This window comes from Pseudomonas coleopterorum (genome assembly GCF_900105555.1).
GTDB classification, from domain to species: Bacteria; Pseudomonadota; Gammaproteobacteria; order Pseudomonadales; family Pseudomonadaceae; genus Aquipseudomonas; species Aquipseudomonas coleopterorum.
Genome location: NZ_FNTZ01000001.1, coordinates 592,845 through 615,269 on the forward strand (window position 1 = coordinate 592,845; position 22,425 = coordinate 615,269).

General features: G+C 60.4%; 15 protein-coding genes. 11 read left to right on the forward strand and 4 right to left on the reverse strand.

Features of this window, described 5'->3' with window-relative positions; genetic code table 11:
* The first annotated feature begins 193 nt into the window (after positions 1–193).
* Positions 194–1,495, forward strand: coding sequence for an NAD(P)/FAD-dependent oxidoreductase (locus BLV18_RS02595; protein ID WP_090356124.1), 1,302 nt, complete (start codon positions 194–196; stop codon positions 1,493–1,495).
* 11 nt (positions 1,496–1,506) lie between these two features.
* Here the strand turns inward: BLV18_RS02595 and BLV18_RS02600 are convergent, their stop codons facing one another.
* The gene (locus BLV18_RS02600; RefSeq protein ID WP_167375908.1) at positions 1,507–2,310 is read right to left on the reverse strand and encodes an IclR family transcriptional regulator; all 804 of its coding nucleotides are present in this window, start codon (positions 2,308–2,310) and stop codon (positions 1,507–1,509) included.
* A gap of 131 nt (positions 2,311–2,441) precedes the next feature.
* Between BLV18_RS02600 and BLV18_RS02605 the strand changes: the two genes are divergently transcribed.
* The 7 genes from BLV18_RS02605 to BLV18_RS02635 all read left to right on the forward strand — a co-directional run bounded on the left by BLV18_RS02605 (position 2,442) and on the right by BLV18_RS02635 (position 12,064).
* Entirely contained in the window at positions 2,442–3,776 is a 1,335-nt protein-coding gene (locus tag BLV18_RS02605; protein ID WP_090356130.1) for an NAD(P)/FAD-dependent oxidoreductase, read from the forward strand.
* Positions 3,777–3,898: 122 nt separating this feature from the next.
* Positions 3,899–5,575: a peptide ABC transporter substrate-binding protein gene (locus BLV18_RS02610; RefSeq protein WP_090356132.1), complete on the forward strand. Its 1,677-nt coding sequence runs from the start codon at positions 3,899–3,901 to the stop codon at positions 5,573–5,575.
* Positions 5,576–5,632: 57 nt separating this feature from the next.
* The gene (locus BLV18_RS02615) at positions 5,633–6,583 is read left to right on the forward strand and encodes an ABC transporter permease (protein ID WP_090356135.1); all 951 of its coding nucleotides are present in this window, start codon (positions 5,633–5,635) and stop codon (positions 6,581–6,583) included.
* 13 nt (positions 6,584–6,596) lie between these two features.
* Positions 6,597–7,484: an ABC transporter permease gene (locus BLV18_RS02620; RefSeq protein ID WP_049858630.1), complete on the forward strand. Its 888-nt coding sequence runs from the start codon at positions 6,597–6,599 to the stop codon at positions 7,482–7,484.
* Positions 7,481–8,509 carry an ABC transporter ATP-binding protein gene (locus tag BLV18_RS02625; protein WP_090356137.1) on the forward strand — a complete coding sequence of 343 codons (1,029 nt, stop codon included), beginning with the start codon at positions 7,481–7,483 and terminating at the stop codon, positions 8,507–8,509. Before BLV18_RS02620 ends, BLV18_RS02625 begins: the two co-directional genes overlap by 4 nt.
* Positions 8,506–9,564: an ABC transporter ATP-binding protein gene (locus BLV18_RS02630; protein ID WP_090356140.1), complete on the forward strand. Its 1,059-nt coding sequence runs from the start codon at positions 8,506–8,508 to the stop codon at positions 9,562–9,564. The genes BLV18_RS02625 and BLV18_RS02630 overlap by 4 nt, the downstream gene beginning before the upstream one ends.
* Positions 9,565–9,802: 238 nt before the next feature.
* Entirely contained in the window at positions 9,803–12,064 is a 2,262-nt protein-coding gene (locus BLV18_RS02635; RefSeq protein WP_090356142.1) for a TonB-dependent receptor, read from the forward strand.
* 128 nt (positions 12,065–12,192) lie between these two features.
* Here the strand turns inward: BLV18_RS02635 and BLV18_RS02640 are convergent, their stop codons facing one another.
* A complete protein-coding gene (locus BLV18_RS02640; RefSeq protein ID WP_090356145.1) occupies positions 12,193–12,765 on the reverse strand; it encodes an isochorismatase family protein in 573 nt (190 codons plus the stop codon).
* 364 nt (positions 12,766–13,129) lie between these two features.
* A complete protein-coding gene (locus tag BLV18_RS22305) occupies positions 13,130–13,336 on the reverse strand; it encodes a hypothetical protein (protein ID WP_090356148.1) in 207 nt (68 codons plus the stop codon).
* An 817-nt stretch (positions 13,337–14,153) separates the two neighbouring features.
* Between BLV18_RS22305 and BLV18_RS02650 the strand changes: the two genes are divergently transcribed.
* Complete coding sequence (locus BLV18_RS02650; RefSeq protein WP_090356150.1) at positions 14,154–15,419, forward strand: ATP-binding protein; 1,266 nt, start codon at positions 14,154–14,156, stop codon at positions 15,417–15,419.
* 21 nt (positions 15,420–15,440) lie between these two features.
* Here the strand turns inward: BLV18_RS02650 and BLV18_RS02655 are convergent, their stop codons facing one another.
* Positions 15,441–15,962 (reverse strand): GAF domain-containing protein, encoded by a 522-nt coding sequence (locus tag BLV18_RS02655; RefSeq protein ID WP_090356152.1) that lies wholly within the window; start codon positions 15,960–15,962, stop codon positions 15,441–15,443.
* Positions 15,963–16,869: 907 nt separating this feature from the next.
* Between BLV18_RS02655 and dpdE the strand changes: the two genes are divergently transcribed.
* Both dpdE and dpdF read left to right on the forward strand, forming a co-directional pair.
* Positions 16,870–19,962 (forward strand): protein DpdE, encoded by a 3,093-nt coding sequence (gene dpdE, locus BLV18_RS02660; protein WP_090356154.1) that lies wholly within the window; start codon positions 16,870–16,872, stop codon positions 19,960–19,962.
* Positions 19,959–22,424 (forward strand): protein DpdF, encoded by a 2,466-nt coding sequence (gene dpdF / locus BLV18_RS02665; protein ID WP_090356157.1) that lies wholly within the window; start codon positions 19,959–19,961, stop codon positions 22,422–22,424. The genes dpdE and dpdF overlap by 4 nt, the downstream gene beginning before the upstream one ends.
* Position 22,425 lies beyond the last annotated feature (1 nt).

The window sequence follows — 22,425 nt, forward strand, 5'->3', positions numbered from 1 at the left end:
GTGGTAATGGCCGCAGGCCACGTCTCATGGCGGCTAAGGTGTTGCAAAAGATGACTGAAAAAAACCTGATAATTTTCCATTGCGCCTGGCTTTGTCTCAGCATGTGAGAGCATGAGCGCGCCACGTCCCCAGGACTTGCCGCTCGCCGTTTCAAGGGGTAGATGTAGGGACACCGACATTGGCAGGCGTTCCCATGTACCCGCTCATTTCCCACGTCGACAGCGACACTTCTCTGCCCGACAGCGCCGATGTGGTGATCATCGGCGGCGGCATCATCGGCGTGTGCACGGCCTTCTTCCTGGCCGAGCGGGGCGTGTCGGTGGTGCTGGTGGAAAAGAGCGGCATCGCCCACGAACAGTCGTCGCGCAATTGGGGCTGGGTGCGGACCATGGGCCGTGACGTCGCCGAAGTGCCGTTGGCCATCGCCAGTCTGAAACTGTGGGACGGCTGGGCCAGCAAGCTGCGCCACGAGACAGGCTTCACCCGCTCCGGCATTCTCTATGCCTGCGAATCGGCAGCCGAGCTGGCAGCCAAGGTCAGCTGGCTGGATCAGGCCAAACCGCTGGGCATCGAGGCGCGGCTGCTCGACACCGTCCAGATTCAGGCGCGCCTGCAAGCCAAGGTGCCGGCCTCGTGGACCGGTGCGCTGTTCACCGAAAGCGACGGGCGCGCCGAGCCGGACATCGCCACGGCGGCCATTGCCGAAGGGGCACGCGCACGCGGCGCCAGGCTGTTCGTGCGCTGTGCCGCGCGCAGTGTCGAAACCACCGCGGGAAGGGTCAGTTCGGTGGTCACCGAACTGGGCGAAATCAAATGCACCAGCGTCGTGCTGGCGGCCGGTGCCTGGTCGAGCCTGTTCTGCGGCAACCTGGGCATCCGCCTGCCGCAGCTGCGCGTGCTCGGTTCGGTGATGCGCACCGGGCCGCTGCCGGGCGGGCCGGAGTGCGCCGTGGCCACCGAGAAGGTCTCGTTCAGAAAGCGTGCCGACGGCGGCTACACCGTGGCCCTGCGCAACGCCAACGTGGCGGCGCTGGTGCCGGACAGCTTTCGCTACCTACCCGACTTTCTGCCCATGGTCAGGGCGCATCACCACGAATACCGCCTGCGCGTGACCCGCCAGAGCTGGCAGGAACTCAACACGCCCAAACGCTGGAGCAATGCCCAGGCTTCACCGTTCGAGACACAGCGTTTGTACGATCCCAAGCCGGTGGACGCCTACCTCGACAAGGCCCTGAGCATGCTCGCCGAGCAATTCCCGATCTTTGCCCAGGCGCGGATCGAGCAGCGCTGGGCGGGGCTGATCGATGTCACACCCGACATCGTCCCGGTGATGGATCAGGTGCAGAGCCTGCCGGGCTTCTACCTGGCCACCGGCTTCTCCGGGCATGGTTTCGGCATCGGACCGGGCGCCGGCCACCTGATGGCCGACCTGATCACCGGCGACCAACCCCTGGTCGATCCTGCGCCGTTTCGTTTCGCCCGGTTCGCCCGATGAGGCGCGTTCATTCAGGCGCCCAGCCGTTGCGCGATGCTGTCGGCTTCCTTGCGCATGGCCTGCACCAATCGCTGCTGGTAAAGCGGGGTCATGCGCACGCTGGGCAAGGCGCAGCTCAGCGCCCCCACCGGGGCGGCGCTGGCATCGAGGATCGGCACCGCCACGCCGGTGTGCAGCGGCAGCACGCGATCGGCCAGGCCGCAGGCGAAACCTTGCTGGCGCACCTGCTTGAAGGTGGAGCGCAGGGCACTGTCGCTGATGGCGTATTCACGCAGCAGGCGCGGCGCGTTGTGTTCCAGAATCTGCGCACGGGCCGCAGTGGGCAGGTGGCTGAGCAGCGCCAGCGAGCCCTGACCAACGCCGCTCAGCACGCGCGCGCCCACGCAGTCGGCAAAACTCTGAGTGGGATTGGCGCCTTCGTGCAGCTCCAGGCACAGGGCGTAGTAGCCGTCCTGAACGAACAGAAAGAAACTGTCCTGAAAGGTCTCGCACAGGCGCAGCAAGGCCGGGCGGGCCAACTCGCGCACGCCGCCGGTGTTGCCGGCCTGGGCACCGAGGCTGAGCAATTGGTAACCCAGGAAGTAGGGGCCCCGCAGCCGCGGCAGGCGCACGAAGCCGTAGGATTTCATGGCCTTGAGCAGGCGGTACAGGGTGGCGCGGCTGAGCTGGGTGTCGGCGCTGAGCGCATCGATGGTCGCACCCTGCGCACCGCGCGCCGCGATCGCCTGGAGAATGTCGAAGGAGCGATCCAGCGTCTGCGTGCCTTGAGTGCTGCAGCGTGGCAGGCGGCGGGTCGATGAGTCGGTGTGGGGCATGCTGACCTCTCCCGTGAAGCGACGATTGCCGAGCCATGGCCCGGCAGGCCGACTGGCACTGCAAATGCGCTGCAATATCCGGGCCCTCGCAGCGCCCATCCATTCATGATCCATCAGGAGAACAGCCAGCGATGCCAGGACCTCGCGTAGTACCCGTACAGGGCGATGAACAACTGCCGGAGCGTGTCGACGTGGTGGTGATCGGGGGTGGCATCGTCGGTGCCTCCACGGCGCTGGAGCTTGCCGAACGCGGCTTGAAGGTGGCGCTGTGCGAGAAAGGTGGCATCGGTCACGAGCAGTCCAGTCGCAACTGGGGCTGGGTGCGCATCTCGCGCCGCGACCCGCGTGAACTGCCGCTGATGGCCCATGCCCTGAACATCTGGGGCGACCTCGCCGCGCGCATCGGCAAGGACGTCGGCTACACCCGCGCCGGCATTCTCTTCACCTGTGCGGACGATCAAAGCTACGCGGAGCACGAGCGCTGGAAGGCCAATCTGGACGATTACCCGGTGCGTGCGCGGATGCTCTCGGGCACCGACCTGGCCACGGTGTTGCCCGGCGCCGAGCGTCTGCGCATCAAGGGTGCGCTGTACACCCCCGATGACGGTCGCGCCGAACCGCAACAGGCGGCCCCGGCGATTGCCGAAGCGGCGCGGGCCAAAGGGGCGATGATCTTAACCGAGTGCGCGGTGCGTGGCATCGAGCGCACGGCAGGCCGGGTCAGCGGCGTCATCACCGAGCGCGGCGCGATCGCCTGCACGTCCGTGGTGCTGGCCGGTGGCGCCTGGTCGAGCCTGTTCTGCTCGCCGTTGAAGGTGCATTTGCCGCAGCTCAAGGTGCTCAATTCGGTGATCCGTACCACGCCCCTGCAGGGCGGCCCGGAATCCGCCATCTGGGCAATGGACTTCGCCGTGCGCAAACGCCAGGACGGCGGCTACACCGTCGCCTCCGGCCACGAAAACATCGCCGACATCGTCCCCGACTCCTTTCGTTACGCGCGGCAGTTCTGGCCTGCGTTGCAGCAGGAGCACAAGTCACTGTCGTTTCGCCTGGGCCAGCGTTTTTTCCAGGAAGCGGTGCTGCCCAAGCGCTGGGCACTGGACGAAGCCAGCCCCTTCGAATACCGCCGCGTGCTCGATCCGGTGCCATCGATCCGGCAAACTAACCGCGCCCTGGCCAGCCTGACCAACGCCTTCCCGGTGTTCGCCAACGTGCGGATCGCCCAGCGCTGGGGCGGCATGATCGATGTCACGCCCGATGCCGTGCCGGTGATCTCGGCGGTGGACGGTGTGCCCGGATTTTTCATCGCCACCGGATTCTCGGGTCATGGCTTCGGCATCGGGCCGGCGGCAGGAAGGCTGATGGCCAATCTGGTCACCGGTGAAACCCCGATCGTCGACCCGCAAGCGTTTCGCCTGTCGCGCTTCAGCGATGGCTCCAACCCACGGCCCATTTCCGGATTCTAGAACCGCCCGATCACTCGGCAACAGCCCTGCAGAAGCTCGTTCGAACGAGCCCGGGTCCAGCGTCCAAGACGCTTTCCAACGCCTGCCACCTGCCCTTTCTTCCTTACTGTGGGAGCTTCAGCATGTCGCAACGCGATGACTCGGATAAAGGCAACAGCCTGTCGAACCCGACCCGCCGCCAGGCGCTGGCCATGGCCATCATCGGTGCTGCGGGCAGCCTGCTGCCCCTGGGCCGGACCAGCCAATCGTTCGCGGCCATGGCCGCCCCGCCGTCCGGACAGGTGATCATCGGCCTGTCCCAGGAACCCACCGTCTTCAATCCGCACATGCCGCACATCGAAGTGGACGACGGCATCCACTGGAACGTGTTCGACCCGCTGTTCGGCATCTCGCCCAGCGGTGAATTCGTTCCGGCCCTGGCCACCGAAGTGCCGACCGTGGCCAATGGCGGCATCTCCGCCGACGGCCTGCAGTGGAAGGTGAAACTGCGCAGCGATGCCAAATGGCACGACGGCCGACCCTTCACCGCCGAAGACGTGAAGTACACCCTGGAACTGATCGTCTCGCCGAATTTTCGCAGCGGTCGCCGCGCCGGCCACGATCTGCTGCGCGACATCACCGTGGTTTCGCCCACCGAAATCCACTGGCGCATGGAGAAATCCTACGCACCCTACGCCTCGATCCTGTCGTCCACCTTCATGGTGCCCAAACATATTCTCTCGGTCGCCGCCGACGTCAACACGGCACCGTTCAACAATGCACCGATCGGCACCGGGCCGTTCAAGTGGGGCACGCGGGTGGCTGGCGACCACATCCAGCTCAAGGCCAACCCTGACTATCACGGCACCCAGCCGCAGATCGACAGCGTGATCTTCAAGTACATCCCCGACCTGACCGTGCTCTACACCCAGTTCAAGACCGGCGACATCGACGTCACCGCCATGCAGGGCATCACCCCCGACCATTACGAGGAAGCCAAGGACCTGGCCGGGCGCACCGTGGTGATTTTGCCGGTGGCCACCATCGAGTCGGTGACCCTGAACATGGAGCGCCCGCAGTTCAAGGACCCCGTCGTGCGCCAGGCGCTGTACATGGCCATCGACAAGAAGACCATCATCGACGAATTGTATTTCGGCCTGGTGCTGCCCACCGAAACCTACATGCCGCAACAGTCGGCCTACTACAACCCGAACCTGCCCAAGCAAAGCTTCAACATCGAGGCGGCCAGCAAACTGCTCGATGACGCCGGCTGGAAACCGGGCGCTGGCGGCATTCGCGAGAAGGGCGGGGTGCGCCTCTCGTTCACCAACTCCACCACCGCCGGCAACCAGATCCGCGAGCAGGCGCAGCAGTTCATCCAGCAGACCTGGCTGGCCATCGGTGTGGAGATGAAAATCTCCAACCTGCCGCCTGCGGTGATGTGGGGCGAGTACTGGGTGCAGTCCAAATTCGACTCGGTGATCGTCGGCAACAACTTCCTCACCGGTGCCGACCCCGACACCCGCGACTACTTCGGTTCGCAATCGACCAATGCCAAAGGCGGGGCCGGGCAGAACAACTCGCAATACGTCAACGCCAAGGTCGACGAACTGCTGGCCCAAGGCGCGGCGATCCAGGACGTCGCTCAGCGCAAGGCGGTGTACGTGCAGGTGCAGGACCTGATCCGCCAGGACCTGCCCATCCTGCCGCTGTTTCAGTACACCTACGTGCGCGGCTACAAATCGGGCCTCAAGGGCTTCACCGGCAACATCAACCTGCGCATCGAACCCTGGAACGTCAACACCTGGTCCTGGACCTGAGCACGCCCATGCCTGGCCGCAGGGTCGGGTGTCGTTCGCACCGCAGAGGATTCAAGCATGCCGAACTACATTCTCAACCGCCTGGGGCAGAGCGCCGTGGTGCTGGTGCTGGTCTCGCTGATCGGCTTCATGGTGCTCAACCTGGCTCCCGGCGGGCCGATGTCGCAGTTCGCCCTGAACCCCGGCATGAGCCAGGCCGAGCTGGACCGCATCGCCGAGCAGCTGGGCTTGAAGCGGCCACTGCTGGTGCAGTACATCGACTGGTTCAGCCATCTGTTCGTCGGCGACTGGGGCAACTCGTTCCGCGACGGCCGCCCGGTGCTCAGCGTGATTGCCGGGCACCTGCCCGCGACGTTGCTGCTGATGGGCACCTCGACGCTGCTGTCCATCGTCATTGGCACCTGGGTTGGCGTGCTAGGGGCGGTGCGCCGCTATTCGGTGTTCGACACCCTGGCCACGGTCGGCGCGATGGTGGCGCTGTCGATTCCCACCTTCTGGTTCGGGCTGGTGGCGATCTTCTTGTTCTCCCTGCACCTGGGCTGGCTCCCGGCGGGCAACATGTACACCATCGGCGACCAGTCCCTGGGCGATTACGCCATTCACCTGGTGCTGCCGGTGCTGGTGCTGGCCCTGGTCAACGTGGCGATCTGGAGCCGCTACATGCGCTCCGCCACCCTGGACGTGATCGACCAGGACTTCGTCCGCACCGCCCGCGCCAAGGGCGTGCCCTATCGCCGAGTGCTGACTCACCACGTGATTCGCAATGCCCTGCTGCCGATGATCACCCTCGCCGGGCTGCAGATACCCACCATCCTCGGCGGCGCGCTGATCACCGAAACGGTGTTCACCTGGCCCGGCATGGGCCGGCTGTTCCTCGACAGCCTGGGTTACAGCGACTACCCGGTGATCATGGGCATTCTGATGTTCTCGGCCGTACTGGTGCTGCTGGGCAACCTGCTCGCCGATCTGTTGATAGGCGTCGCCGACCCCCGTGTCCGGCTGGCCTGAAGGAGTACCGCCCATGACCACCGCCACGCACTACCTGCCCGCCAGCCGCCGCTGGGCCTGGCTGGCCAACCCCACCCTGCGCCGTTTCATGCGCCACAAACTGGCCGTGCTCGGCGTGGTGATGATCACCGTATTGATCCTGGCCTGCGTGTTCGGCCCCTACCTGCTGCACTACAACGACCTGAGCATCGACATCCGCAACCGCTTCGCGCCGCCGTTCACCGGCAATCACTACCTGGGCACCGACGCGCTGGGCCGCGACACGGCTGCCCGCTTGCTCAACGCCGGGCGCATCTCGTTGATGGTGGGCTTCTGCGCGATGCTCATCAGCATCGTCATCGGCACCCTGATCGGCGTCATCGCCGGTTACTACCGCGGCTGGGTCGGCGCCGGGTTGATGCGCTTCGTCGATGCCTTCCTGTCTTTTCCCAGCGTGTTCCTGGTGCTGGTGCTGGCGGCGTTCACCAAACCCAGCCCGATGATGATCACCCTGATCATCGCCGTGACCAGCTGGATGGAAATCTCGCGCATCGTCGAAGCCGAGATCCGCTCGCTGCGCGAACGCGACTTCACCCTGGCCGCCCGCATGATCGGCGCCAGCAACCGCTGGATCATGTTTCGCGAACTGATGCCCAACGCCATCGGCCCGATCATCGTCGCGGCCACCCTGACCATCGCCAACGCCATTCTGCTGGAGGCCTACATCAGCTTCCTCGGCTACGGCATCCAGCCGCCCTTGCCCAGCTGGGGCAACATGCTCAACGCCGCCCAGCAGTACCTGGGCAAGGCGCCCTGGCTGGCGATCATTCCCGGGCTGGCGATCACCCTCGCGGTGACCAGCTTCAACTTCATCGGCGACGGCCTGCGCGACGCGCTGGACGGCAGGAGCGACCTGAAATGAACGCAGATGAAAAGATCGCCGTGGCGCACCTCAACGTCGCCTTCCGCAAGGGCGCCGGCTACGTGCCCGTGGTCCACGACATCAACTTCACCATCGGTGCCGGCGAAACCCTGGCCCTGGTGGGCGAGAGCGGTTCAGGCAAGAGCGTCACCAGCCTGGCCATCATGAAGCTGCTCGCCGAAGCGCCGAAAACCCGCATCGACGGCAGCGCCATCGTCGCCGACCGCCACGGCGCGCCCATCGACCTGGTGGCCATGGGCGAGCAGCAGATGCGCCACGTGCGCGGCAACCGCGTGGCGATGATCTTCCAGGAACCGCTGACCTCGCTGAACCCGGTGCACCGCGTAGGCGACCAGATCGCCGAAGCGATCCGTTTCCATGAGTCCCTGAGCAAGGCCGACGCCCGCGCCCGCGCGTTGGCCCTGCTGGAGCAGGTCGGCATTCCGGAACCGGTCAAGCGCCTGGACTGTTATCCCCACGAGCTGTCCGGCGGCATGCGCCAGCGGGTGATGATCGCCATCGCCCTGGCCATGGAGCCGGACGTGCTGATTGCCGACGAACCCACCACCGCGCTGGACGTGACCGTGCAGGCGCAGATCCTTGACCTGCTGCGCAACCTGCAGAAGAAGAACGGCATGGCGATCCTGTTCATCACCCACAACTTCGGCGTGGTCGCGGAAATCGCCGACCGGGTCATGGTGATGTACGCCGGGCGCATCGTCGAACAGGGCAGCGTCAGCCAGGTGCTGTCATCGCCGCGCATGCCCTACACCCGCGGCTTGCTGGCCGCAGTGCCGCGCTTCGAACACGCCGGTCTGGCGCAAGGTGAACTGGGCACCATCGCCGGCTTTGTCCCCGACCCCAGCACACCGCCCAGCGGCTGCGCCTTCCACCCGCGCTGCGGCTACAGCATTGCTGGCCGCTGCGACCAACAGGCACCCGTGCTGGAAGAAATCGAAATGGGCCACCAACTGCGCTGCGTGCGCTGGCGGGAACTGGCGACCGAACAGGAAGGTGCACGATGAAAGAACGTCCGCTGATCGACGTCGTCGGCTTGAAGAAATACTTCCCCGTGCGCAAGACCTTCCTCGCTCACCGTCGCGACCGCGACGACAACCTGGTCCGCGCCGTGGATGGTGTCGACCTGAGCATCGCCCGTGGCGAAGTGCTCGGCCTGGTGGGCGAAAGCGGCTCGGGCAAGAGCACCCTGGGCCGCAGCCTGATGATGCTCGACCTACCCACCGAAGGGCACATCGTCTTCGACAACGTCGAAATCACACCCTTCAACGACCGCCTGCTCAAGCCCTATCGCAAGCGCATGCAGATGATCTTCCAGGACCCCTACGGTTCGCTGAACCCGCGCATGAGCGTGGGTGACATCCTCGCCATGCCGCTGCGCTTCCACAACCCCGAACTCGACGCCGCCGGGCGCCGGGAAAAGGCCGGGCAGGCCCTGGAAACCGTCGGCCTCGCGGCCCAGTACCTGGACCGTTACCCCCACGAGTTCTCCGGCGGTCAACGCCAGCGCATCGGCATCGCCCGCGCCCTGACCCTGGAACCTGAATTCATCATGGCCGACGAACCGGTGTCGGCCCTGGACGTCTCGGTGCAGGCGCAAGTGCTCAACCTGTTCGCGCGCATCCGTCGGCAGATGAACCTGACCATGCTCTTCGTCACCCACGACCTGGCCGTGGTCGGCCACATCGCCGACCGCGTTGCGGTGATGTACCTGGGCCGCATCGTCGAAATAGCGCCCACCCGCGAGCTGTTCAGCCATCCCCGACACCCCTACACCGAAGCGCTGATGTCGGCCATCCCCATGCCCGAACCCGGGCAGCGGCGGCAGCGAATCGTGCTTCAGGGCGATATCCCTAGCCCTATTTCACCGCCTTCGGGATGCGCGTTTCGCACCCGCTGCCCCTACGTCCTGCCCGCCTGCGCACAGGATCGACCGCTGTTGCGTGAGGTCAGCGCAGGTCATGGCGTGGCGTGTATACGGGATGATCTGGAGTTGGTTTCGCCGCTCCACGAACAGCGCGAAATCATGCAGCAGTCACATCAGCGCCTGGCCGGGAGCTGACATCAGCTGCCCCGCGATCTGCTTCTAGTCCCCAACCCTCCCATACAAACCCCTGTCTCAATGTGGGAGCGGGTTCTACCCGCGATGAGGCCAGCCGACGTCCCGTCGCCCCAAAGATCCCAAAAGCGACTTGAGCCCACATAAAAAAGCTGAAGATGTAGCAGAGAAAGATTCGCATTCGCTACAATCCAGCAGTTTGCCCACTCTCTTCAGTCGCCCATCCCCAGCAGGATTGTTCATGCCTATCCCACAGTTTCCACGTAAAGCCGCGGTCAGTTCCGTTTGGTTACCCATTTGCCTGATCGCCAGCTTTTCGCCGATTGTCGCCCATGCGCAAACGACGCTTGAGCTGCCTGTGGAAACAACGCAGCCGGAAGGTCCCGCCGCAAGCCAAGGGACAACGCTGGAATTGGGCGAGACGGCGATCTCTGCCAGCGCGGACGCTTCGCGCGAAGGCCTGGTGCCCGAATACGAGGGTGGTCAGGTCGCACGGGGCGGCCGGGTAGGTATTCTGGGCAACAAGGACTACATGGAGACGCCGTTCACTTCAACGTCCTACACGAATCAACTCATTCAGGATCAGCAGGCGCGCAGTGTCGCGGACATTCTGCAGAACGACCCTTCGGTTCGCATCGCCCGTGGATTCGGCAACTTCCAAGAGTTGTACGTGATGCGCGGTTTCCCGCTGTACTCCGATGACATTGCCTACAACGGGCTCTATGGCCTGTTGCCTCGGCAGTACGTGGCCTCCGAATTCATCGAACGCGTTGAAGTGTTCCGCGGCGCCAACGCCTTCCTCAACGGCGCAGCGCCAGGCGGCACCGGAATTGGTGGTGCCATCAACATCTTGCCCAAGCGCGCGCCGAACGAGCCGCTTACACGCCTCACTGTAGGTGCCGAGAACAACGGCTTCGGCACGGTCGCCGCCGACGTCGCCCGTCGCTTCGGCGAAGATGATCGCTTTGGTGTTCGAATCAACGCGGCCAAGCGAGGCGGTGAAACCTCGGTGGATGATCAGGACCGCAACCTGGATATGTTCGCCCTGGGCCTCGATTACCAAGGCGACCGGCTGCGCCTGTCTGCCGATGTCGGCCATCAGTATCACTTCATCGATACGCCCCAGCCGAGCGTTACCCCGGTAGGCGGTATTCCTAGCGCGCCCAAAGCGCGTGACAACTACGGACAGTCCTGGACCTACTCGAAAGAGAAGCAGACCTTCGGCACCTTCCGCGCCGAATATGACCTGACCGACTCTCTCACCACCTGGGCCGCCGCGGGTATGCGCAAAGGCGAGGAAAAAAACGTCCTCGCCAATCCGTCATCCACCCCCTCCGGTGTGACTTCCGCCTCGCGCTTCGACAACTACCGCGAAGAGACCGTCACCACGGGTGAAGTGGGTATGCGTTTCAACCTGCAGACTGGCCCGGTATCCCATGAGTGGGTCGTTTCAGGTTCCATGTACGACACCAAGGACAAGAACGCCTGGGCTGGCAATTTCTCCAACCCGATAGTGGGCGATCTGTACGGCTCCAACGACGCAGCACAGCCCGAGAACGTGTTGTTCAACGGCTCCATGTCCGATCCGGAAATCACTGGGCGTACCCACACACAAAGCTTGGCCATTGCCGACACCCTGGGTTTCTTCGACGATCAGTTGCTGGTCACCCTAGGCGCTCGTCGCCAGGGCCTGGATGTCACCGAATACAACTACATCAGCGGCGACCGCACTTCTCAGTACAAACGCTACGAAACCACACCCGTGGCAGGCATCGTGTATCAGTTGAACGGCCAGTTCTCCGTGTACGCGAACTACATCGAAGGCCTGACCAAAGGTGATACCGCAGGTGCCACCACCACCTTGCCCAACGGCTCGACCGCGCCGGTGCTGAACTCCGGGGAATCCTTGACACCTTATGTCGCCAAGCAAACCGAGGTCGGCATCAAGTACGACAGCGGCAACCTGGGCGGCAGCCTGGCTGTATTCCAGACCGAGAAGCCGGTCGGCATCGTCGAGAACCAGGTGTTCAAAGACGGCGGCGAGCAGCGAAACCGTGGTATCGAACTGTCGGTGTTCGGCCAGCCCACACAGGGCGTGCGCCTGTTGGGTGGCGTCACCTTGCTCGATGCCGAGCTGACCAAAACCCAGAACGGCGAAAACGACGGCAACGAGCCTATCGGCGTGCCCAAGACACAGGCCAACATCGGCGGTGAGTGGGACGTGCCTGGGCTCAACGGTGTGACCTTGACCAGCCGCGTCATCTACACCGCCAGCCAGTACGCCAATAACGCCAACAGCCTTGAGATTCCTTCGTGGACACGTCTGGACCTGGGTGCTCGTTACGGCTTCAAAGTGGACGAGCGCGACGTGACCCTGCGTGCGCGCGTGGACAACGTGACCGGTCGCGATTACTGGGCATCCACCGGCGGTTATCCGGGGTCTAACTATCTGGTACTCGGCGCGCCGCGGACATTCTCTGTCAGTGCTTCTGTCGATTTCTGAGTACGGTTGAGCAGGTATGTAAATGAAAGAAACGGGAGCTGCGGCTCCCGTTTCCTTTGTGATGATTCACTGATTTCGCGAGCCATGTTAGAGCGGGCTCTACCGGCGATGAGGCCAGTCGCCTCACCTCAGCCCCCTAATCCAAGCGCCTCGACCGCATCCCGCGCCAGCACCACCTCGGCGTACTCACTCCCCAGTATCGCCAACGTCAGATTATGAACGGTTTCAGCATCCCAGACGGTGCCGTCCGCTGCGGTGATCGGCACTGCCGTCGTGGCATCCGAGGGAAGAATGATGTTGTACCCCAAGGCTTTCCCCACCCGAACCGTGGCGTCCATGCTGTTGTGGATAACCACACCCGTCAGCACAAAACGCGTCACCTGCATCTGCTTGAGCATGGCATCCAGATCGGTACCGATGAACGCGCAGTTCTGCTGTTTGGTAATGACCGGTTCACCGTCCAAGGGGGCAACTTCTTGCTTGATGCCATTCCATGGGCCGTGGGTGTGGTAGGTCGAAGTAGGTGTAGGTTCATCGTGCTTTACGTGAAGCACAGGCCAGTTATTCGAGCGCCAAAGTTGTAGAAGGCGTTGGATGGTTTCCAGGTAGCCGGGGTTGCTCTTGCCATTCCATTTCGGCTGGTCGATGGCGTCTTGCACGTCGAGGATGATGAGAGGGATGGAGTTGGGCTGGTCGCTCATGGAAGGCCGTTTTATCGGAAAAGAATGGGGTCAGTGTGCGGTAACCAGTAAGTCCGTTCAATGGGCGATAGGCAGTGTGGGATGCATGGCAGGCGTACCTGAAACGGTTATGATCTTCAGCACCGTAGGCCTGTGTACGCGCAAGCGATCCTCATTACGTAGACCCTGCGTGCCGCGTCAAGCCCCTGGTCCCCACTTGGTCCCAGAAGAGCTTCGCAATCAGTGACGAAGCCACCAGGATCGACTTCCGAATACTGGATTCTAAGGCAGTGAACCGCACTCACCTATTGCAATGCTGTTCATTTTTTGAACGGTACCTATCAATCTCGATCGGCACCGCCTTCGTGCTTGATGACGATCGGAATCAACTAAACCGCAACTTCATCTCCAGCAGCGAATCCTCCACCAGCGTCCTGCTCGTCTCCGTCAGCAAGGCCACAGCTTGGTTAAGCGCACGACAGAGCTGCTGATTGGCATCGCTCGTTTCCGCAGCAAGCACCGACGCGGTATCTAGCAATTGACTAGCACGTTGAAGGGATTGGTAAGCAGCGAGATTCGTTTGATCTTTCATGATTGGCGACTTCCGTATGTGAGGTGAGATCTGCCAGCACTCGCCGTCAAACGAGTGGGTGGCAGCTGTGCATGGGTTGACGGACCGGTCACATACGAACCCGGCGCACCCGAAGGTGCCCCACGCACAGCCGCCATAGCGTTCGAAACGGGTGCGGAGGCGCCCGAGCCGAGTCTTGAGACTGCGCGTTCGTATGTAAGACAGGCCGTCAAACCTGGTCACGCATGTGGCGTGACGAGTGGGAGGATAGGCAGCGTGGGTAGGCAGGTCAACTGTGATGCCTGTCTAGCCAGGGCTCCGGTCCCGGTTGATTGTTTGCAAGCAGTGTCTCAAGCATAAATCCAAAAAGGCTCGTGGGTCGTGGAGGAGGCTTGCCTTAATTCCCCCAACTCGCTGGCTCCTGTCCCGCCCATGATCGGCGGCGTAGAAATGGGAGACTTAGTGCGCGACACGGATTGGTACAGCACCGCTCTGGGCGATTACAGCTCATGGCCTGCATCCCTGCGTACTGCCTTGTCGCTGGTATTGAACACCAAGGGCATCGCGGCCCTTTACTGGGGGCCGCAGCAGTGGTTGCTCTATAACGATGCCTACGGCCTGGCACTGGGCGATCGGCACCCTGCAGCGTTCGGTCGCCCGATGCCGGAGGTGCTCACCGACATCGCCCGTGTGCTCAGCCCCCAAGTGGCACAGGTGCTCGCCACAGGCGATGGTTTCTCCATAGAGAACTTGTCGATGATGATGCGGCGTCACGGCAGAGAGGAAGAGACCGTATGGACCTACAGCTTTTCGCCTGTGCAGGGCGAAAGCGTCGGCTATGAAGGCGTACTACCGCTGGATATCCTGGTCGACCCAGCCAGACGAGCAGCAGATCAACGCCGTGGGCCGCGACTTCACCGCCGAGCGGGAGAGCGCCAACGCCCTGGCCGCCGCCGAGGAAGCCCTGCGTCAATCGCAGAAGCTGGAAGCCATCGGCCAACTCACCGGTGGCGTCGCCCACGACTTCAACAACCTGCTGACCGTAATCAAGTCGTCGACTGACCTGCTCAAACGGCCGGATCTCTCCAGCGAGCGACGCGCACGCTACGTGTCAGCCATCGCCGACACCGTCGAACGAGCCGCCAAAGTCACCTCGCAACTGCTTGCCTTCGCCCGGCGTCAAACACTGCAACCGACTGTGTTCGCACCTGCAGAGAACCTGCGGGCCCTGGCCAGCATGATCAAGACTCTGGTGGGCGCCGAAGTGGAGCTGGTGATGGACATCCCCGAACACAGCCACTTCGTGATCGCCGACCCCTCTCAGTTCGACATGGCAATCGTCAACATGGCCGTCAACGCGCGTGACGCCATGGTCGGCCAAGGGCGCCTCATTATCCGAGTGGATCCAGCCCGCTACGAAGCCAAGGCTGGCGAACAGCCGATGATCGCCGGCGATCAGGTAGTGATCTCGATGACCGATACCGGCAGCGGCATCGCGCCGGTGCACCTGGGCAGGATATTCGAGCCCTTCTTCACCACCAAAGGCGTGGGGCAGGGCACGGGCCTTGGCCTGTCGCAAGCGTTTGGGTTCGCCAAGCAATCGGGTGGCGAGATCACCGTGGACAGTGAAGTCGATCAAGGCACCACCTTCACACTCTACCTGCCCCAAGCATCCGAGCCGCGCGAGCCACGGAATGTCGAAGCGACCCATGAATTGGTACACGGGCACGGCACCGGTGTATTGATCGTCGAAGACAACCCTCAAGTGGACGCCTTTGCGATGCACTCACTCACGGATCTAGGCTACCGGCCGGTCCTTGCCATCAATGGACAGGAAGCCCTGGCCGAACTGGCCCGCGACGCCAGCCGATTCAAAGTGGTGTTTTCCGATGTAGTGATGCCGGGGATGACAGGCATCGAGTTGGCCCATGAGATTCGTCGGCGATACGCAGGTTTACCTGTAGTGCTGACGTCGGGATACAGCCATGTGCTGGCAGAGAAAGGGACCGATGGATTCGAGTTGTTGCATAAACCCTATTCGGTGGAGCAGTTGTCGCGCTTGTTGTGCGGGACTGTGTGTACACATCGCTTGAGGGTGACCTGAGCTAGCATCCCCCTCCAACAATCACTCCAACTCAATCCCGACACTCGCCACCTTAACCGCCAAGCTCGCAAAGAATATGCACCCGATCAACCGGGCAAAAATCTCCAGCGTCTCGCACACATCCGGATCTTCAAACAGCACAGGCCGCGAATCAATCGCGCAAAGCGCTCCATACAAGCGACCATCAGGCAGGAAAATGGGCACGCCTACGTAACTGTCCAGATCATAGGTCTTGACGATCAGTCGTGAGGCGAAGCTGTGGTCATGGCTGACTTTCGGGATCAGCAACGGCGCTGGGTCTCGCTGGAACTCGCTGCAGATCGTGTCTTCCAGCGGAAAAGCCTCGCCTGCGCCGATTCCCAGGTCGGCGGAATCGTGCACGGAGCAGATCACCAATTCCGCGTCGCCGAACTTGGTGATCGCGGCGAAGCGCATGTTGGTTAGCCGGGTCACCAGACGCAGGATATTGGTGGTGGCTTCGATTTCAGCGATGGCTGAGCGTTCTTCTTGAGACAGGAGGCTGGGCGGGTAGTGGAGTGCCATGGTGTACCTCGTCGTTTGGTGCAGTTTCGGCTTGTGGGGGAGGTTCTGCAAGGGGGGAGGGCTGGGGCGATGCTATGGCAGCGGTGCGATTGAGCCAACGCTATCGGTCCGGGCACAGAAAAAAGCACTTGCGAGCTACGCGAACTGTTAGGTTTGTAAGGCTCGCTTAGGCCGGGATTATCTGAATTGAATCTATATCTATCTGAAAATTAGGTAGAAAATGCTGTTATGAAAATTACTGGAATACCATCTGGAATACGGAATCCTGAGTTTGATCCGGGATCGGCCTAGGGCAATCTTTGGATTTCACTAGTAGGACGTTACATGAGCATGGACAACTCGATTGACCGGCTGCCAGGGCATTGCTGATACCACGCAGAACAGCACTCGGGGGCCGACTTTCGTAGGGGCGCCGAATTTCATGGCGTTATGGATTTTTTCGATTCGAACGGCTGCTTTTCAGCAGCGTGTTTCAGCGTGGTTCGATCTGTTCGAAAAATGTAGTTGTACAGGTAAGCGCATATGGATATGTACTTAAGGGTTACATATGGTTGAGTCCTGCAGAGAATCGCGTCAGGAACCGGTGCTAGTGCGCTGGCGGCATTCAAGGGTCAGTGCTAGGCATGCTGTGCCGGTAAAGTCAATGGGTGTGTGGCTATGTGTCGCCTTTTGCGGGTCCACTGATGGCTGCGGGTGATCCAATCGTGCATTGGCTAGCTGTGATAGCAAAAAAACACCATGCTATGGCTTTACCCGGCTATGGCCAACGGATAGGGTGAGCGTCACCGGAAGTGTTGGCCTCAGAAGTCGCGCCCATTACCGCGTGAGGCGCCAAGCGCCACCGCCTCGTTCATGTTGCTAGTAAGAGACGGAAAAGGATAGGAAATAATACTGGTAGAGGGACGAAGTGAACCAGGTTTTAGAAGTCGGTGAGTTGGTTCTGTCCAGTGCTTTTCCTGGCATTGGCAAACTGTCGAGATTGGATCTTGAGAAGGGCGAGTGCGAAGTCACGTTCTTCAAATCCCCTTTAAATCCTGAGGCGAGGACGCTCAGGGTCGATCTAGTCGACGTTAGGAAAACTCAATTGTATGAGGAAGCCATCGTCTATTGTCGAGATCAATCGACAGGTATCTGGCGGCGTGGTCGGTACGGCGGTTCGCGGCCACTCAATCGGCATCTGGTAATTTTTCGCGCTGACGATAACGATCAAGCGGTTGTCGATATCGATGAAATCTACTGCCTGAACCTCGGAACGCAGGATTTACTCGATCCTTCGGCGTTCCTGGCGGCTAGGGCTAACGACGCGCCTTTTTTCTTCCCCCTACGCCAGGATTTCCTCGAAGCGTATATCGAGCAGCGGGCGGCTTGCCGTTCCATCGGTGCGATTACCAGCAGCAGCGTAGAGTTGGAGCCGCATCAAATTGCCGTGGTTAGGCGCGTCCTTCAGGATCCATGCCCGAAGTACCTGCTAGCGGATGAAGTGGGCTTGGGCAAGACGATCGAGGCAGGTCTGATCATCCGTGAGCACGTGCTTCAGAAAAAGTTCGACGCCAATGTTCTAATTGCAGCGCCGGCTTCTATTGTCACTCAATGGCATGAGGAGTTAAGGGACCGATTTCATCTTGGCGAGTTGATGTCTACAAAGCATCGATCGGAACAGCTGATTCGAGTATGCAGTCATGAACAGTTGGTAACGGCTTTGCAGGAGGGTGGCCAGCCTAGCTTGTTTGTCGTTGACGAGATGCATCAATTGGCGCCGCTGGCCTGGTCCTCCGAGCAACGCTCGAATGACCTGTTTCAGGTGCTGGCGGAGGCCTGCCAAGCAGCCGAGGTGACTCTGTTGTTGTCGGGAACCCCGTTAAATGGGAACGAAAGGAATTTCCTGGCGATGCTGCATTGCTTGAGTCCCGAAGCTTATGAGATCTCGGAATCGGGGGTTCAGCGTTTCATCGCTCGAGTCAAGGAGCGTGAGTGGCTTGGCGGGCTGTATAGCGCACTGATCCCGGGTAACTCGAACGCCGCATTGGAACAAGCACTACAGGATCTGCGGAGTAAATTCCCTGAGGATCAGGAGTTGCATGAGCGAATCGGCAGTTTGATGCCGTTGGTGGATCTCTTCGCCGAGGAGAGCGGCGAGGAGCGCGAGCAACAGATCATAGGCTTGCGGCATTACCTCGGAGAACACTACCGACTGCATCAGCGCATGCTTCGTAACCGCCGGGAAATGGGGCATCTCGCGCAGTTATTTCCAGGATTGGCTGGTTTGCGCCGTCAATATTGGCCGATAGAACCACGCAGCATGCCATTGGATCTGTTGTTGGAAGAGTACCGTAGCCAGGCCTGCCGAGATCCTGATGAGTTCCAGGCAATGAGTTCTGGAGAGTACCTGAACTGGGTTGACGACATGTTGGGCAGTCCATTACTGGTCAAGCAGCGGGCCGATAGGTTCGACAGGCAACTGGCGGCCACGCTTGAAGCAACCGAGCGGGAGTTCCTTACCGAAATATCCAAGCAGGCCTCACTAGAGCAGGCGTGTAAAGATCGTAGTTTGATCGCGAGTCTGGAAATTTGGTTAGTCGAAAACCCTAAGGGTAAGGTGGTTGTTTTCTGCGGTGACGAAGTCGTCGCGGATCATGTTGCCGCTACGCTCGGTGACTCTCTGGCTGTAGGTATAGTGCGCAATAATTCCGACCGCGACTCGGAGTTCTTGCAGTCGGGCAGTTTTGTGCGGGTATTGGTTTGCGATCAAGGTGGTGAAGATGGTCTTAACCTGCATGGAGGGCAGAAACTCGCCGTGCATTACAGTCTTCCGAGATCGTTCAGTCGCGTTGAACAACGTCTGGGACGATTGAACCGTTACAGCGCAAATTTGCGTGGCATCAGGCCTGTGAAAAGCTTGGTTCTGATGTCTGACCATGATGGTTTGCTCCGACGGTGGCTAGATCTGCTTGACACATCGGTAGGTGTGTTTAATCAGACAGTGGCAAGCTTGCAGTACGTACTGGAGGAGCACCTCGAAAAGACTTGGCAGACAGTCGCGCGATCTGGCGATGAAGAGTTGCTTGTCTGCGCTAAGCAGCTGAGCGGCGAGGGCGGCCTGCTGGATCGCGAGCGCCGTCGGGTGAAAGTACAAGAAGAATTGCTTGCATTGGACGAGGATGTCGCCAAGGCAAGGGACTTCGCCGAAAAAATTTCCGAGGCGGACGAAATAGCCGAGGAGCAGATTGGCCGCATGTGTGCCTGGATGACGCGCGGCTTGAACTTCAGGCTAGAGGGGGATCTGCAGCAGCAATTTAGGTTGGGCTTCGGCCTTGACCCCGCTGAGCCTGGCGGTCGCACCCTGGTGGACGTGAAGACCTTTATCGAAGGTTGCATCACGGGTATTGATCCGGAAAGTGGTAACCCGCCATACACCGCCTCCATGAGTTTCTCGCGGCAGCAGGCTTCAGTTCAATCGGGCGTGTATCCCTTCCGTTACGGCCAGCCGTTCGTGGATTCCATATATGAACTGGCCGTTGGTGATTCGCGGGGGGCAACCTGCGCATTCTTGCGAATTCTTAATAGCAGTGCCCTGCAAGCGCCAAAGATTTTCTTTCATTTCAAGTGGTTGGTAACCGCTGCCCGGCCGGATTGCACGCATCAGGAACAAGTTATCGCCGATGAGTTACTGGCACCTGCGGTACATGGACACTGGCTCGCTGAAGACGGCAGCCTGGTAAAAGCCGAAAGCACATTGAAATCCCTGGAATGGCCTTACAAGAAGCCCACGGGCGCCATCTTCCAGGATATCAATCTGCGCCATGATGTCTGGTCCGAGTTGGAGTTTCTCTTACCTGCGGGTGAATGGAAACGCATGGTGCTGAGTATCACTGAGTTGAGCCGAAAGAGGATCGTAGAGGAGATAGGCGCTCTGCGAGGTTCCGTCCTTGAGTCGCACGTACACCTTATGGCGGTACACGCCCAGATCCTGTGTTCGAAAGATCTGTGGAGGAATGAATGATTCAAGCCCAATGGAACGCCTTGCAGAGAGCTCTGCTGGCGCAAGAGCATCAATCCGAGCAGTCTGTCGTAGAGCCGTACTTTCTCCGCCTGCTGATAGTGTTCGGCGACGCCAAGGCGGGCTCGGCCGATCGTGCCGTCGCTTGCCGTGATGCTTTCGGCTGTGCTCAAGCTCATGGCTGCACTGATTTGCTGCTTCAACTGCCTGCCGGTTCCGTTGAAAAGCAACACCTATTCCGAGTGGGGCTGACTCAAGATCCGTTGACCGACCGGATCAGGTTAGAGGTTGCTTTCGAAGAAACGGATTTGGCAGTTTACAGACGTCAACGTCGCCGATTCCTGCACCAACCTCAAATAGACGTGGCCTTGAGCAGTGCTTTGGGCCGTGTTGGATTCAGTAGCTACAATGGCCATGGTCAGCAAACTGCGGTTCGGGCCTTGCTGACCTCTCCGGATGACAGCACGGTCTTCATCAATCTGCCGACAGGTTGCGGCAAGACTCTGGCCGTCCATGCTTTGAGTTTGTTTGCCTATCGGCAGAAAGTGGTGCTTGTGATTGCGCCTACGACCGGACTTTCCATCGAGCAGGCCGCGCGCGCAGGAGAAGTGCTGGAGGCCGCAGGATGCGGACACGGTGGTAGCTACGTGTGGATCGGTGGCCAGGCGGAAGCGGAGCGTCGGGAGATACGGGAGCGCCTGCATTGCGGCAGTCAACGGATCTTGTTCTGTGCCCCCGAGTCCGCCATATCGGGTCTTCGACCTCTGCTATTCCAGTTGGCTGCGAAAGGACTTCTCGGTGCGCTAGTAATCGATGAAGCACATTTGGTCGGTCAATGGGGGGCGGAGTTCCGTCCTGACTTCCAACTGCTTGCCCCTCTATTCCACTCTCTCAGGGAGTACTCATCAAGCGCCATCCGCACCTTGTTGATGTCGGCTACGTTTAATGTCGCGGCTCTGGAGGTGTTGAAAGAAGCCTTCGTTCCTGAAGGAAAGAAGGCTATAGATATCAACGGCAGTTTTTTGCGACCGGAAGTGAACTTCAATGTCCGTAGAGTCTTTGCAGAGGAAGAGCACCGGCAGGTTGTGTTGGACATGCTGTGGCGCTTGCCTCGACCTCTGATTCTCTACACAACGACTCGGGCGGATGCGAAGAACTGGCGAGACCTGCTCGCCGAGCAGGGCTTCCGGCGTCTTGGTTTGTTCCACGGCGAAACCAATACCCAAGAGCGCAAGCGCTTAATAGACCAGTGGCAGGATGACCACCTGGACATAATGGTTGCGACGTCCGCTTTCGGTGTCGGTATGGACAAGAGCGACGTCCGTTCGGTGTTGCATGCGGCAGTACCGGAAAATTTAGATCGCTTCTATCAAGAGGCTGGGCGTGCTGGGCGCGATGGCAATGCCTGCTGGTCTTGGTTGGTTTTCTACCCGGAGCAGATAAAGGTGGCAGAGGGGATATCACGAGCAAGGCTGATATCCAGTGAGTTGGGCTTGGACCGCTGGAACGCCTTGCTGCAAACCCGCCAGCGCAGCAGTGATGGTTGCTTCAGTGTTTCTCTGTCGATGTTTCGCCGCGACTTGAAACGTCGTAGCGAAGGGAACGCAGAATGGAACGTACGTACGTTGCTTTTGATGCAACGAGCAGGCCTGATTCGATTGCGCTATTCGCCGCCCGAGGCTGTTTACGAAAGCGCCGTAGTTACAGATACAGATGAACTGAAAAGTGACAACTATTTTGACCGTATCGATATACAAATCCTGATCGATGCTCATCAGTCCGAAGATATCTGGCAGCGCCATGTCGATCCTCAGCGCACCCATGAAAAACAGGCAATGGAAGAGAACTTCGCCGGTTTGCGTAGATGGTTGGATGATCCGGATCAGTCGTTGTGCCGCCTGCTGGAAGAGTTCTACAGACTGGATGGATTCAGTCCTGAACGCAGTTGCGGCGGATGCCCTGGTTGCCGCGCTCAGGGGCGGGGGCCCTTTACGCCAACGTTGAGTGCGTCTTCCCATGTGACTGGCATAGTGCCTCCTGCAACGCCGAAATGGATGCCGGAATTCCAGTTACAGAGGATCCACTACCGTGCGGAGAGTTATCGTAGCGTTAATCCTCGTGCTCTGATTCATAACTGGCGGCGATGGATGGTGACTCTCCTGCGCAGCCAGCAGGTGCAGGCTGTCCGTGCCAGTCGAGCTTTTTTGGATGAAATACAGACCGATGCTGGTTTTAGAACACTACCTTTCTGGTGTGCCCTGGAACCATTCGACAGTGCTGGAAGTTGGACTGAGTTGGTATTACTCATGCCAGAGGAAAGTCACCTACCTGCGGGAGGTTACGATGCTCCGGCAAGGCTGATAGTTGCGCCCGAGACTCTGAGCGATCCGAATCACCCGTACCGAAACTGGTGGGAATGTGATACCCGAAGCAAGGATTTGGTCGACTTCGAAAGGGAAATATAAA

Excerpts from the sequence above, each read along its gene's own strand:
- BLV18_RS02595 (WP_090356124.1), top strand. The coding sequence starts at position 194 with ATGTACCCGCTCATTTCCCACGTCGACAGCGACACTTCTCTGCCCGAC.
- BLV18_RS02600 (WP_167375908.1), bottom strand. The coding sequence starts at position 2,310 with ATGCCCCACACCGACTCATCGACCCGCCGCCTGCCACGCTGCAGCACT.
- BLV18_RS02635 (WP_090356142.1), top strand. The coding sequence starts at position 9,803 with ATGCCTATCCCACAGTTTCCACGTAAAGCCGCGGTCAGTTCCGTTTGG.
- BLV18_RS02655 (WP_090356152.1), bottom strand. The coding sequence starts at position 15,962 with ATGGCACTCCACTACCCGCCCAGCCTCCTGTCTCAAGAAGAACGCTCA.
- BLV18_RS02605 (WP_090356130.1), top strand. The coding sequence starts at position 2,442 with ATGCCAGGACCTCGCGTAGTACCCGTACAGGGCGATGAACAACTGCCG.
- BLV18_RS02625 (WP_090356137.1), top strand. The coding sequence starts at position 7,481 with ATGAACGCAGATGAAAAGATCGCCGTGGCGCACCTCAACGTCGCCTTC.
- BLV18_RS02640 (WP_090356145.1), bottom strand. The coding sequence starts at position 12,765 with ATGAGCGACCAGCCCAACTCCATCCCTCTCATCATCCTCGACGTGCAA.
- BLV18_RS02620 (WP_049858630.1), top strand. The coding sequence starts at position 6,597 with ATGACCACCGCCACGCACTACCTGCCCGCCAGCCGCCGCTGGGCCTGG.
- dpdF (WP_090356157.1), top strand. The coding sequence starts at position 19,959 with ATGATTCAAGCCCAATGGAACGCCTTGCAGAGAGCTCTGCTGGCGCAA.
- BLV18_RS22305 (WP_090356148.1), bottom strand. The coding sequence starts at position 13,336 with ATGAAAGATCAAACGAATCTCGCTGCTTACCAATCCCTTCAACGTGCT.
- BLV18_RS02630 (WP_090356140.1), top strand. The coding sequence starts at position 8,506 with ATGAAAGAACGTCCGCTGATCGACGTCGTCGGCTTGAAGAAATACTTC.
- BLV18_RS02610 (WP_090356132.1), top strand. The coding sequence starts at position 3,899 with ATGTCGCAACGCGATGACTCGGATAAAGGCAACAGCCTGTCGAACCCG.
- BLV18_RS02615 (WP_090356135.1), top strand. The coding sequence starts at position 5,633 with ATGCCGAACTACATTCTCAACCGCCTGGGGCAGAGCGCCGTGGTGCTG.
- BLV18_RS02650 (WP_090356150.1), top strand. The coding sequence starts at position 14,154 with ATGAAGGCGTACTACCGCTGGATATCCTGGTCGACCCAGCCAGACGAG.